Raw genomic sequence first — 12914 nt, 5'->3', positions numbered from 1 at the left:
TTTAGACATAAAATATGCTCCCTCCTAAGTGACAAGTTTTTATTATTTCACTTGTCTACCTAGAAGGGAGCATATCAGGTAGTGTAAAATAGTTTGTATTTTTTATGGCAGTTGCAAAAGAACAAATTCGACAGATCATCTCAGAAAACAACATTAATAGCGTTGCAGATATATACACGCTTCTGAAAGACCGTTTCAAGGATATCCTGCAGGAGCTGATGGAGGCAGAACTGGATGCAACTCTTGGCTACGAGAAAAACCATAAGGGAGATCTACAGACAGACAATAAAAGAAATGGTCATTCTACAAAAAACTTAAAGAGTCAATACGGTGAATTTCAAATCGACGTACCAAGATACCGTAACGGTGAGTTTGAACCAAAACTCATCCCTAAATACCAGAGAGATATTTCCAGGATTGAGGAAAAAGTGATATCTTTATATGCCCGTGGTATGAGTACACGTGACATCCACGACCAGCTCCAGGATCTTTATGGAATTGAGCTATCAGCTGAAATGGTCAGCAAGATCACAGACAAAATACTTCCTCAGGTTAAGGAATGGCAGTCCCGTCCTCTGAACCCGGTTTATCCGTTTGTCTTTATGGACTGTATTCATTATAAAGTACGTGAGGATGGCAGGATCCTGAGTCGTGCTGCGTATGTAGTTCTTGGCGTTACAGTGGAGGGATACAAAGATATCCTCAGCATCACAGTAGGCGCAAATGAAACCAGCAAGTTCTGGCTTGGGATGCTTAATGATCTTAAGAACCGCGGAGTAAAAGATGTCCTTTTCTTCTGCGTGGATGGTCTTCCGGGTTTTAAAGAAGCTATTCAGGCAGTTTATCCGCAGGCAGAGATGTGTGATCCATATGCTACGCAATTCTTTCAAATATGTAAATTATAATGATCTGAGAACGATCTGGAAATGTTCGAACAGGTTCATATGGCAGTTGCAATGGGAAATGCGAAAGAAAGTGTAAAGTGTGCAGCAGATGAGATAACATCAGACTGCGATGAAGATGGTGCAGCTGTGTTTTTAGAGAGATATTGCCAGGTAGCCTTGTAATAAAGGCTACCTGGCAATATAAACGTGTAATTGCATCCGGGCGAATCGCCCACAAATTGTGACGCACATCTTGCAGAAAGCCTTTTTCAAACACGCTCTGGCTCTCTGGTTTCACTTTCCAATCATCTGAATCCTCTTACGGTTATAAACCAGATGCAGATACATAGCATCCTGTGCGCGGAGCGGGTCATGTGCGGCAATGGCATCCGCAATCTCACGGTGGGTCTCGATGGTTTCTTCCAGCAGTGTACCTCTGGTGGTCTCTACAAACAGAGGGATTGAGCTGTTAATCACAGGAACCAGTCTTGGAACCACAACGTTTTTGCTGCTCAAAGCAATGGCTGCATGAAAATCTATATCCTTTTGTGTATGGTCTTCATGTTTTTTTAATAAGTCTTCTACTTCATCGCAAAGCGCGGTGATTTTTTTTATGTCTTTTTTATCGGCACGTGTGGCTGCCATTGCAGCAATAGGGGGCTCAAGGAGGAAGCGCACTTCCAGAAGGTCATTGATCAGCTTTTGCTTATTGCCGATAAAGGTAAAGCCTAGTGGGTCATCCACCATTCCGGGGGAAGAAGCAATATAGGTACCAGAACCCTGTCGGATCGTAACAATATTTCGGGATGCGAGAAGCTTCATGGCTTCCCGGACAGAACTTCTTCCTGCATTCAGACGTTCTGAGAGAATAGTTTCATTCGGTAATTTATCTCCTGGCTGTAAGTTTTCTTCTAAAATAAGTGCAATAATGTCCTCTGATATTTTTTGAGGAAGACTTTTTTCTTCTGATAACAAATTCGTCATATGATTTGCTCCATTTCTGATGTGATAATTCCTGTATCTTATGATAATGTTTTTTGAAATCAATGTCAAAATGCTAAATTGCACAAAAATAAATACAAAATTTTAGATAAAATTCCGTATTGCGTTTTTGGAGAATAGAATATACCATAAATACATCAGATGAATTCAAAGGAAAAAGACAGCAACTAAAGGGAAAATTACGTAAAAGCCACAGAAAAGGTCAGATGAATTTATCGAAAGATTGTAAGACATCAGATGAATCAAGGAGGTAAAAAGAAAAATGGAAGAAACAACTTTTGCGGCGGATCCAATGAGACTGATGATCGCGGCGGCGGTGGGAATTGTGGTTCTGCTGGTACTGATCATCAAATTTAAGCTTCATCCGGTTCTGTCAATGATGATTTCCGCAATCATCATTGGAGCGGGAGCTGGAATGCCGCTTACGATGATCTCGGATACGGTAGAAAAAGGTGTTGGAAAGACACTACAGGGAATTGCGCTTCTGGTAGGCCTGGGTTCCATGTTTGGCGGAATCCTGGAGGTAAGCGGAGGAGCCCAGAGAATAGCAGAGACATTGATCGGTAAATTTGGTCAGAAAAAAGCCGGATGGGCACTTGGACTTACAGGACTTGTAATTGGTACTACCGTATTTTTTGAAGCTGGTGTTGTGGTACTGATCCCATTGGTATTCAGTGTTGCGAAACAGACCAGAAAATCCACCCTGTATTATGCGATTCCCCTTCTTTCCGGTCTGGCCAGTGGATATGCTTTTGTTCCACCTTCAGCAGGCTCGGTACTTGTGGCAAATGCCCTTGGCGTGAACCTGGGAACCATGATCATGGTAGGAGTTCCAACCGCACTGATCTGTATGATGGTTTCCGGAATCTTCTGGGGAAGCTTCATTGGTAACAAGATTCATACAGAGCTTCCGGCAAATGTGGAAGAGATTAAAGATGATGGAAAAGACCTTCCGCCTTTTGGCCTGGTATTAGGTGTGATCCTGATTCCGCTTGTTCTGATCCTTCTCAGCACATTATCCAAGTATATGCCGCTTCCAGAAGGAGTAAAGGATGTTCTGGGATTCATAGGAAAACCATTCCTTGCACTGACCATTGCGACATTGGCATCTATGTACTTCCTGGGAATCAAACGAGGATTTACCGGGGCGCAGTTAAAGAAAATCCTGGATCATTCACTCAGACCGGTAGGCATGATCCTTCTGGTAATTGCCAGCGGCGGAGTGATCCGATGGATGCTTCAGGATTCCGGCCTTGGAAACATTATTGGACCGGTGCTGGAGAAGAGTGGGCTTCCATTGATCCTGATCGCATTTCTCATTGCACTTCTGGTCAGAGCTTCTGTAGGAAGTTCAATTGTAGCGATGACAATGGCATCCGGAATTATGGCAACCATGCCGGCTGTAATGGGTACCAGCATGCTTTACAGAGCTGCTATGTGCTGTGCAATCTGTGGCGGCGCAACTGCACTGAGCCATGTGAATGATGCAGGCTTCTGGCTGGTAACCTCATTCCTTGAGATCGACGAAAAGACAACCCTGAAATCCTGGACGATCATGGAGACACTGATCGGTGTTACGGCACTTATTGTAAGCTTTATTGTTTCAATCTTTGCATAGGAGGCAGGACGCAATGATAAAGATACCGGTTTATTTAAGAGATATGTGTGATGCCAAGCATCTGGTGCAGGCAGCATCAGGATGTGAGAAAAATGTAGATCTGATCTGCGGAAGATATATTGTAGATGCGAAATCAATGCTGGGTGTGTTCAGTCTGCCAACATTTGATGATGTAGAACTTGGAGTAGAAGAAGAGGACGAAGAGAAACTCAGGAAAACACTGGAAAGTTTGAAGCTTATCAGAGAATAAAAAATGGAGGAAAAAATCATGCAGTTAAAAAGTCAGGAAATGAGAAAGCTTGCACCGGAGCTTGATCCGCTGCGTATTGGAACAGGATGGACAAAAGAAGATCTTGGAAAAGTCCAGGTTATGGTTGAAAGCACCTATGGTGACAGCCATCCGGGAAGCGGACATCTGAATATCCTTGTAGAAGAAGTCCGCAAAGGAATCGCAGAAGAAGGCGGTTTCGGAGCACGTTATAACTGTACCGATATCTGCGACGGTGAAAGCCAGGGAACAGATGGAATCAACTACAGTCTGGCCAGCCGTGAGATGATCGCCAATATGATCGAAATCCATGCAAATGCTACTCCTTTTGACGCAGGTGTATACCTTTCAAGCTGTGACAAAGGTGTTCCGGGAAATCTGATGGGACTTGCCAGAGTAAACATTCCTTCCGTATTTGTTCCAGGTGGAACCATGAATGCCGGACCGGAAATGCTGACACTGGAGCAGCTTGGAATGTACAGCGCAAAATTCGAGCGTGGCGAAATTGATGAAGAGAAGCTTGACTGGGCAAAATGCAATGCATGCCCAAGCTGTGGCGCATGTTCCTTTATCGGAACTGCATCTACCATGCAGATTATGGCAGAGGCACTTGGACTTGCACTTCCAGGCACAGCCCTGATGCCGGCAACCAGCCCTGACCTTCTTGACTTTGCAAGAGAAGCTGGAAGACAGGCAGTGAGAATTGCCCAGATGGAAAATATGCGTCCTTCTGACATTGTAACTATGGACAGCTTTGAGAATGCAATTCTTGTTCATGCTGCAATTTCAGGAAGCACCAACTGTCTGCTTCATCTTCCGGCAATTGCCCATGAGTTTGGCATTGAGATCACAGGTGATACCTTTGATAAGCTGCACAGAAATGCAAGATATCTTCTGGATGTACGTCCGGCAGGCCGATGGCCAGCAGAGTGCTTCTACTATGCAGGTGGTGTACCGGCAATCATGGAGGAGATTAAAGAGCATCTCCACCTGGATGTCATGACAGTTACCGGAAAGACATTAGGAGAAAACCTGGAAGAACTGAAGAACAACGGATTCTATGAAAAATGTGATAAATGGCTTCAGGAATTTAACAAACGTTACAATGTAAATGTTACGAAGGAAGACATCATCCGTCCATATGACAAAGCAATCGGAACAGATGGAAGTATCGCAGTTCTTCGTGGAAACCTTGCTCCGGAAGGTGCCGTGATCAAACACACTGCATGCCCGAAGGAAATGTTCAAATCCGTTCTCCGCGCAAGACCATTTGACAGCGAAGAAGAATGTCTGGATGCAGTTCTGAAGCATAAGGTTCAGAAGGGTGATGCAGTCTTCATCCGTTACGAGGGACCAAAGGGAAGCGGAATGCCGGAAATGTTCTACACTTCTGAGGCAATCAGCAGTGATAAGGAACTTGGAAAGAGCATTGCCCTGATCACAGACGGACGTTTCTCAGGAGCATCTACCGGCCCGGTTATTGGACACTGCAGCCCGGAGGCTGTTGACGGAGGTCCGATCGCTCTTGTGGAAGAGGGAGACCTTATCGAAATTGATGTTATGGAAAGGAAACTGAACATCATCGGAATCGCAGGAGAACGCAAGTCTATGGAGGAAATCGACCAGATTCTTGCAGAAAGACGTAAAAACTGGAAACCACGTGAAATGAAATACAAAAAAGGTGTCCTGAGACTTTTCAGCCAGCATGCTGCAAGTCCAATGAAGGGAGCTTATCTGGAGTATTGATTATGAAGCATAAATTTATTACCATCGGCGAGATCATGCTTCGGCTGACTCCGCCAGATTATGAAAAAATCAGAACCGCAACATCTTTTGAGGCAAGATATGGGGGAAGTGAGGCCAATGTGGCCCTCTCCCTTGCAAATCTTGGAGTAGATGCCTCATTCTTTACAGTAGTTCCGGGAAATAGTCTTGGAAAAAGTGCTGTACGTATGCTGCGAAGCAATGATGTAAATTGCGACAGCGTAGTTTATTCAACAGAAGAAGAGACACCGACACATCGGCTTGGAACCTATTATCTTGAGACTGGTTACGGAATCCGTCCAAGTAAAGTGGTGTATGACAGAAAGCACAGTGCCTTTTCCGAATATGATTTCAGCAAAACAGATGTGAAAAAACTTCTGGAAGGTTACACCTGGCTTCATCTGAGCGGCATTACACCTGCACTTGGAAAAAGCTGCGGTGAACTGATCCTGACCTGCCTGAAAACAGCAAAGGAAAACGGCATGACCGTCAGCTTTGACGGAAATTTCAGAAGTACATTGTGGAGCTGGGAGGAAGCAAGAGATTTCTGTACCCTCTGCCTTCCATATGTAGATGTTCTTTTTGGAATCGAGCCTTACCACATCTGGAAAAATGAAGAAGATCATACCGCAGGTGATGTGAAGGATGGTGTTCCATTCCAGCCGGACCGTGAACAGCAGGAAAAAGTATTCAAGGCTTTTGTAGAGAGATATCCGAATATCAAATGCGTTGCAAGACATGTGCGTTTTGCACACAGCTGCAGTGAGAACAGCCTTATGGCCTATCTCTGGATAAACGGAAAGATTTATGAAAGCAAACGGCTTACCTTCCATATTCTTGACCGTGTTGGGGGTGGAGATGCATTTGTAAGTGGTATTATTTATGCTCTGATGAATGAATATACACCGGAAGATATTGTGAACTTTGGTGTTGCAGCCAGTGCAGTGAAGCATACCATTCATGGTGACGGAAATATTACAGATGATGTTTCCCTGATCAGACATGTGATGGAAATGAATTTTGATATAAAAAGATAACATGTTTTTGAGTGAAAGGAAATTCAAATGATGGATATAGCAGAGAAGTTTCAGAAGCTTGGTGTTGTTCCGGTAGTTGTGCTGGAAGATACAAAAGATGCAGTACCCCTTGCAAAGGCACTTGTTGAAGGTGGACTTCCATGTGCAGAAGTTACATTTCGTACAGAAGTAGCAGAAGAATCAATCCGTCTGATGACAGAACAGTTTCCGGAGATGCTTGTAGGAGCAGGAACTGTTCTTACCAGAGAGCAGGTGGATGCAGCTGTTGCAGCTGGTGCGAAGTTCATTGTAAGCCCTGGATTTGATCCGGAGATCGTAGATTACTGTCTGGAAAAAGAAATTCCTGTTTTCCCAGGCTGCGTCACACCGTCTGAGGTTGCGCAGGCAGTAAAAAGAGGCCTTAAGGTGGTAAAATTCTTTCCGGCAGAACCGGCAGGCGGAGTTGCCATGATCAAGGCTATGGCTGCACCTTATGTGGGAATTAAGTTTATGCCCACTGGCGGTATCAATGCAAAAAATCTGGAAGATTATCTTTCTTTCGACAAAATTATATGCTGCGGCGGAAGCTGGATGGTAAAAGGAGAGCTTGTAAAAAACGGAGAATTTGACAAGATCAGAGACCTGACAGCAGAAGCACGAAAACTGGTTGCTTCCATCCGAAAATAATCGGAGGTATTACACATATTCATATTCACAAAAAACAGGATCCTGCATGAAAACAGGGTCCTGTTTTTTACACACATACCCTTCATACAATAAAAAAACCCCTATAAACCCAAACTCTCCCCCTCTATCCCAACCCCATCGTATGAGTTAAGATAATATCAACAAAGGAAAACAAAAACAAATAAATAAGGAGGGAATGGAATGAATGAGGTCATTGTCTCCATGAACAATATCAGCAAAAGTTTCCCGGGTGTTAAGGCTCTGGATCATGTAAAATTTGAGCTGCGTTCTGGAGAAGTCATGGCGCTGCTGGGAGAAAATGGAGCCGGAAAATCGACCCTGATGAAAATCCTCAGCGGTGTATATACCAGAGACGAAGGAACGATGGAAATCTTCGGAAAATCCTATGACGACCTAACACCAAAGCAGGCCCAGGAAGCAGGAGTAGCCATTATCCATCAGGAATTGAACATGTGCAGGCACTTAACAGTAACGGAGAACATGTTCCTTGGAAGAGAAGTAAAAGGTGGTTTATCCTTAAATAATGCGAAGATGCGGAAAGAAGCCAAGAGGGTTCTGGACGATCTTCGAATCGACATCAGTCCGGATCAGATCGTAGGAGATCTGCCAGTATCCAAACAGCAGATGGTTGAAATTGCAAAAGCACTTTCCATCGATGCAAGGATCCTGATCATGGACGAGCCTACATCCTCTCTGACAGCAAAAGAAATTGATGATCTTTTCCGTATCATCCGAAAGCTGAGGGACGAAGGAAGAGGAATCGTATACATTTCACACAGACTGGAAGAACTGTCCCATATCGTGGACAGAGTTACCATCATGCGAGATGGACAATACATAACAGACGGTAATTTCAAAGACATGGACATGGACTACATTATCAAAAATATGGTAGGCCGTGAAATCAAAGAAAAATTCCCGAGAGTGGAATGCAGGAAAGGCAAGAAGATTTTTGAAGTGAAAAATCTCAATGCCGGAAAAATGGTCCGAGATATCAACTTCTCTTTATATGAAGGCGAGATCGTAGGATTTGCGGGACTGATGGGAGCCGGAAGAACGGAGACTACAAGAGCCATCTTCGGTGTTGATCCGAAAGACAGCGGAGAGTTTTATGTGGATGGTAAAAAAATCGAAGTCAACTGTCCAATGGATGCCATTCGAAACGGTGTTGTGCTTGCTCCTGAGGATCGTAAAAAAGACGGTCTCTGTACGAAACTGAGCATCCGTCAGAACCTGGCACTGCCAAATCTTGACCTTGTATGCAATAAGATGGGTGTGATAAACTCAGGAAAAGAAGATGCTCTTTGCGAAAAAGCAGTGAAGGATCTCCAGATTAAAACACCGAATGTGGAAATTGATTCCGGCAATCTTTCTGGTGGAAACCAGCAGAAAGTAGTTGTTGGAAAATGGCTCGCAAGAGATTCAAGGGTTGTTATCTTTGATGAGCCCACAAGAGGAATTGATGTTGGCGCAAAGGTAGAAATTTACAATCTGATGAATGAGCTGAAAAAACAGGGAATTGCAGTTATGTTTGTATCCTCTGAAATGCCGGAGGTCATGGGAATTGCAGACCGTATCATCGTAATGTGTGACGGACGTATCACCGGTGAGGTTTCAGCAAGGGAAGCCACCCAGGACGAGATCCTTACAATGGCAACATCCTTTGAAAACAAGAGTATTAAGGAAACTGAGGGAGGAAGTAAAAATGAATAGTAAACAGCAACGCCCTTTAAAGAAATTATTGGGAATCAGGGGAATGGGGGCAGCACTTACCGCATTCGTGGGGCTGATCATTATTTATATCGCATTTGGTATCATTAACCCGGCGGTTTTTTCAGGACAGAATATGTTGAACCTGCTGCGTTCCATGTCCAAGTACCTGTTGATCGGTATTGCACAAAGTTACGTACTGATCACTGGAAACATTGACCTGTCAATCGGATCCATGGTCGGAATGAGCGCCATGATCGCAGCTACCTTAATGACAACAGGAATGGTACCATTCCTTGCAATTGTGATCGCACTTATTGCCTGTCTGGTAGTTGGTGTGGTAAATGGATATCTGGTTGGAAAATTTAAACTCCCTCCATTTATTGCAACTCTGGGAACCATGTTCGTAGCACGAGGAATTGCCTACATGGTAAACGGAAACAGAAATACAGATGCCATTGCAACAGGTGTTGGAAAAGAAACGGCTGATGCATTCCAAAATTGTTTTTATTACGGTAAAACGCTTGGCATTTATAACACATTCTGGATCGCACTTGTTATTTTTGTTATATTTTTCTTTATCTTATCCAAGACACGTACAGGCCGTCATATTTACGCAATCGGTTCTAACGTGGACGCGGCAAAGCTTTCTGGTGTAAACGTAGTTTCCACCACAGTAAAGACTTATCTGGTAAGCTCCGTATGCTCCTGTGTAGTTGGTCTTATCCTTTGCGCACAGGCTGGTATGGGAAATATGGAAGCTGGAAACATGTACGAGATGTATGGCGTAGCAGCCGGCGTAATCGGTGGCGTTTCCCCACTTGGAGGAACTGGAATCCTTCTTGGAACCTTCGCAGGTGCAGCTGTCTGGCAGACTCTGGAAAATGGTCTGAACATGATCGGTGCACAAGTTGGTATCCAGCGAGTTGTAATCGGCGTGATCGTAGTTGCAGCCGTATTGCTGGATGTAGTTGTAAGAAACGGACAGTTTGGCAAACACAGAAAAAAATAACCGCAAGAAAACAGTATTTTTCACAGGAAAATGAAATCGACAACTGAATATGGGAGATGTAAAATAATTTCATGAAACTAAACCGCAAATGGAGAAGGCGGGTAGTTATAAAAAATAATTTTTAGGAGGATTTTTACAATGAAAAGAAAACTTTTAGCTATGGTATGTGCAGTATCTATGATCGCTTCCCTTGGAGCAGCTACTGTTTATGCATCAGATGATGTTAAGGCTACAGGCGATGAGAAAATTGCGCTGATCACAATGGACTCTATCGACCAGCACTGGATCACCCTGAACGAAGGCGCTCAGGAAGAAGCAAAAGAGCTTGGTGTAACAGTTGACTTCATGTCCCCGAATACAAAAGATGACGCTCAGCAGATCGAGTGTGTAAACAATGCAGTAGCAGGCGGTTATGATGCAATCATGGTTGCTGCAAACGGACCAGACGCTATTTCTTCCGCACTTCAGGAAGCAAAAGATCAGGGAATTAAGATCGTATATGTTGATTCCCCTGCAAATGTAGAGGCAGAAGCTACTTTCTCCACAGACAATGAGGCAGCTGGAACAACAGCAGGAGAAGAGATGAAGAAGGCGCTTGAGGATGCTGGTATTACATCTGGTAAAATCGGTATCATTAATGTAAACGCAGCTACTGATTCCTGCGTAAACCGTGAGGAAGGCTTCCGCGCAGCATTTGACGGCACAGACTTCGAGATCATGGAAACCCAGTACGGCGAAGGTGATGCTGCAAAATCCCAGAGTATCGCAGAGAACTACATTACACAGGGTGTTGTTGGTATCTTCGGATGTAATGAAGGCTCCACAACTGGTGCCGGAAATGCCATCAAAGCAGCTGGAAACGCTGACATCATCGGTGTTGGTTTTGATAAATCTGACGCGATTCTGAACCTGATCGACGACGGATATCTTCTTTGCACAATGGCTCAGAACCCAGATGTTATGGGATCTGAAGGCGTAAAAGCAGCTGTAAAAGCAATCAACGGCGAGGAACTCGGCGGAGAAGTTACAGATACAGGTGTATCTGTGATCACAAAGGATTCTGATAAATAATCTGAAATAAAAGGAATATTGTTCATGGAACGTCATGGATATGATGACGGCTGGGGCAGTAATTATAAGGAGCAAGAAACCGTCGGTTTTTCCGGCGGTTTTCTTGCTTAAAATGCTGAAATGGATTATTATTAGAAGTAAGAAAAAGTGGAGAGAGTTTCTAAAAAAATGGGGAAATTTCTTCACAGTAATCATGTAATGGGGACGGAGAACATGGAGATTTTAAAGGTAGTAATTGCAGATGATGAGGTGCGGATCTGCCAGCTGATCCAGGCACTGATCGACTGGGATTCTATGGGAATGAAGGTGGTGGGAATCGCCCACAACGGAGAGGAAGCCTGCGAAATGGTACGGCAGACACAGCCGGATATTCTGATCACAGATATCCGCATGCCAGGCTGCAGTGGCCTGGAGCTGGTAAAAAGGGTGAAGGAGCTGGATTCCGCTCTGGAAGTAATCATAATCAGCGGTTACGCCCATTTCGAGTATGCACAGCAGGCTATCAGTTACGGTGTGGGACATTATCTTCTGAAGCCGGTAAACAAGGGGGAACTGACTGCTACCCTGCAGAAATTGCAGAAAAAGATCGGGGAGCGCAAGGAGTCGGAACTGAATCATCAGGAGCTTGTAAATAAGGCGAAAAGGGATGATGACCATTTACGGGCAAATCTGATCGACCGGCTGCTGGATCAGCCGGATATGCCGGTTTCACAGGACACATTGACGAGCATTTATCATCTGAAAGCAAGACAGGGAGTGTACCAGGCGTTTTGTGTAAAAGTGGATTATGGAAGAAAGATCATTTCTGGCGGCAGAATGGATGGAACAACAGGTCTGGCTGGCGCACGAGAGATCAGCTCCACTTCCAGTGAAATCCTTATGGAAAAAGTACGTGAGGTCCTGGAACGAAATCTGAAAAAAGACAGCCGCGAATTAGTTCTTCTGATTCGTGATGACTATTGCTACGGTATTCTTAACTATCCGGAAAGTGAGAAGGAATCCATCCGCCGGAGCATGAAGAGCAGCCTTACCCAGATGGAAATCCAGAAAAATATGTTTCAGCATGTAAGCTTTTCCATGGCAGTTGGAGCTGCATACAAAGAGGCAGAGCATTTGGCTGACTCTATGCAGGAAGCCCGAAAACTGATCCAGGAAAGGCTGGTAAAAGGGGACGGACGGGTTCTTGACTGTCTGGGAAAAGCTTCAGAAATCCAGGAGAGCGAGTTGCTGAAAAAGTATCTTCGTGAGATTACTCATGCCGTAGAAATTTCCAGCATTCAGAATGCAGCAGAAGCAGTAGAGGATTTGCAGGATACGGTAAATAAGGCGAAAGAAATTCGTGGCAGCGAGATTTTTGAACTGGTGTATGCAGCAGCTGATATTTTTGCGGCAAGTATTCGGATTCCAGAGCGTACTGCTACTGTGGAGGAATTCCGTAAACAGTGTGATAAATGTGGAAAAATAGAGGAAATTTTTTCCTGTCTTGGGGATTTCCAGAAAAAATATATCCAGGAGCAGGCTGAACGCTATGAAACTGATACTATCCGCCCGGTTCGCAAGGCAAAGGAATATATCCAGAACCATTTCAGTGATCCGCTGACTTTAGAGGAAGTCAGCGAGATAGTGGGACTTAGCACTGCTTATTTCAGTGCCTTATTCAAGAAGACAGAAGGAGAAGGTTTTGCAAAATATCTGATCAACGTGAGAATGGAACAGGCCAAGCTACTCCTTCGGGAATCCAATCTTCCAGTAACAGAAATCTGCAGGAGGGTAGGATATAACGATCCGAAACATTTCACACATACCTTTGAGAAAGCGGCAGGGGTGAAACCCTCTACATATAGAAAATTGTATGGATAAA

The 12914-nt window shown here is 44.3% G+C and carries 11 protein-coding genes and 1 pseudogene; 11 read left to right on the top strand and 1 reads right to left on the bottom strand.

The window, feature by feature from the left end; translation table 11 throughout:
• Positions 1–104: 104 nt before the first annotated feature.
• Positions 105–915, top strand: a pseudogene (locus tag I2D69_RS13860) (IS256 family transposase); the annotation flags it as partial.
• Positions 916–926: 11 nt separating this feature from the next.
• Positions 927–1067 carry an HAD hydrolase family protein gene (locus I2D69_RS13855; protein ID WP_243243830.1) on the top strand — a complete coding sequence of 47 codons (141 nt, stop codon included), beginning with the start codon at positions 927–929 and terminating at the stop codon, positions 1065–1067.
• A gap of 111 nt (positions 1068–1178) precedes the next feature.
• Here I2D69_RS13855 and I2D69_RS13850 read toward each other — a convergent pair whose 3' ends face one another.
• On the bottom strand, positions 1179–1868 hold the full coding sequence (locus I2D69_RS13850; RefSeq protein ID WP_195380075.1) for a FadR/GntR family transcriptional regulator: 690 nt from the start codon (positions 1866–1868) through the stop codon (positions 1179–1181).
• Positions 1869–2148: 280 nt separating this feature from the next.
• Between I2D69_RS13850 and I2D69_RS13845 the strand changes: the two genes are divergently transcribed.
• From I2D69_RS13845 to I2D69_RS13805, 9 genes are all read left to right on the top strand, one after another.
• Positions 2149–3504: a gluconate:H+ symporter gene (locus I2D69_RS13845; RefSeq protein WP_148461517.1), complete on the top strand. Its 1356-nt coding sequence runs from the start codon at positions 2149–2151 to the stop codon at positions 3502–3504.
• Between the two features lie 13 nt (positions 3505–3517).
• Positions 3518–3754 (top strand): HPr family phosphocarrier protein, encoded by a 237-nt coding sequence (locus I2D69_RS13840; RefSeq protein ID WP_173715741.1) that lies wholly within the window; start codon positions 3518–3520, stop codon positions 3752–3754.
• Positions 3755–3772: 18 nt separating this feature from the next.
• Positions 3773–5518 (top strand): dihydroxy-acid dehydratase, encoded by a 1746-nt coding sequence (gene ilvD / locus I2D69_RS13835; RefSeq protein ID WP_195380074.1) that lies wholly within the window; start codon positions 3773–3775, stop codon positions 5516–5518.
• 2 nt (positions 5519–5520) lie between these two features.
• Positions 5521–6573 (top strand): sugar kinase, encoded by a 1053-nt coding sequence (locus tag I2D69_RS13830; RefSeq protein ID WP_187565238.1) that lies wholly within the window; start codon positions 5521–5523, stop codon positions 6571–6573.
• Between the two features lie 27 nt (positions 6574–6600).
• Positions 6601–7239 (top strand): bifunctional 4-hydroxy-2-oxoglutarate aldolase/2-dehydro-3-deoxy-phosphogluconate aldolase, encoded by a 639-nt coding sequence (locus tag I2D69_RS13825; RefSeq protein WP_195380073.1) that lies wholly within the window; start codon positions 6601–6603, stop codon positions 7237–7239.
• A gap of 201 nt (positions 7240–7440) precedes the next feature.
• Positions 7441–8973 (top strand): sugar ABC transporter ATP-binding protein, encoded by a 1533-nt coding sequence (locus I2D69_RS13820; RefSeq protein WP_148461522.1) that lies wholly within the window; start codon positions 7441–7443, stop codon positions 8971–8973.
• The gene (locus tag I2D69_RS13815) at positions 8966–9982 is read left to right on the top strand and encodes an ABC transporter permease (protein ID WP_148461523.1); all 1017 of its coding nucleotides are present in this window, start codon (positions 8966–8968) and stop codon (positions 9980–9982) included. Before I2D69_RS13820 ends, I2D69_RS13815 begins: the two co-directional genes overlap by 8 nt.
• Positions 9983–10120: 138 nt before the next feature.
• Entirely contained in the window at positions 10121–11053 is a 933-nt protein-coding gene (locus tag I2D69_RS13810) for an ABC transporter substrate-binding protein (RefSeq protein ID WP_148461524.1), read from the top strand.
• A 213-nt stretch (positions 11054–11266) separates the two neighbouring features.
• The gene (locus I2D69_RS13805; RefSeq protein WP_173715745.1) at positions 11267–12913 is read left to right on the top strand and encodes a response regulator; all 1647 of its coding nucleotides are present in this window, start codon (positions 11267–11269) and stop codon (positions 12911–12913) included.
• Position 12914: the final 1 nt, after the last annotated feature.

Source organism: Ruminococcus sp. D54t1_190329_F1 (assembly GCF_015551645.1).
Classification (GTDB): Bacteria; Bacillota; Clostridia; order Lachnospirales; family Lachnospiraceae; genus Blautia_A; species Blautia_A faecis.
The sequence above is the reverse complement of the archived record's forward strand: the minus strand, read 5'-3'. Positions and strand labels throughout refer to the sequence as shown.

Bases quoted from the DNA above. Each gene is read 5' to 3' on its own strand.
- I2D69_RS13855 (WP_243243830.1), top strand. From the start codon at position 927: ATGTTCGAACAGGTTCATATGGCAGTTGCAATGGGAAATGCGAAAGAA.
- I2D69_RS13850 (WP_195380075.1), bottom strand. From the start codon at position 1,868: ATGACGAATTTGTTATCAGAAGAAAAAAGTCTTCCTCAAAAAATATCA.
- I2D69_RS13845 (WP_148461517.1), top strand. From the start codon at position 2,149: ATGGAAGAAACAACTTTTGCGGCGGATCCAATGAGACTGATGATCGCG.
- I2D69_RS13840 (WP_173715741.1), top strand. From the start codon at position 3,518: ATGATAAAGATACCGGTTTATTTAAGAGATATGTGTGATGCCAAGCAT.
- ilvD (WP_195380074.1), top strand. From the start codon at position 3,773: ATGCAGTTAAAAAGTCAGGAAATGAGAAAGCTTGCACCGGAGCTTGAT.
- I2D69_RS13830 (WP_187565238.1), top strand. From the start codon at position 5,521: ATGAAGCATAAATTTATTACCATCGGCGAGATCATGCTTCGGCTGACT.
- I2D69_RS13825 (WP_195380073.1), top strand. From the start codon at position 6,601: ATGATGGATATAGCAGAGAAGTTTCAGAAGCTTGGTGTTGTTCCGGTA.
- I2D69_RS13820 (WP_148461522.1), top strand. From the start codon at position 7,441: ATGAATGAGGTCATTGTCTCCATGAACAATATCAGCAAAAGTTTCCCG.
- I2D69_RS13815 (WP_148461523.1), top strand. From the start codon at position 8,966: ATGAATAGTAAACAGCAACGCCCTTTAAAGAAATTATTGGGAATCAGG.
- I2D69_RS13810 (WP_148461524.1), top strand. From the start codon at position 10,121: ATGAAAAGAAAACTTTTAGCTATGGTATGTGCAGTATCTATGATCGCT.
- I2D69_RS13805 (WP_173715745.1), top strand. From the start codon at position 11,267: ATGGAGATTTTAAAGGTAGTAATTGCAGATGATGAGGTGCGGATCTGC.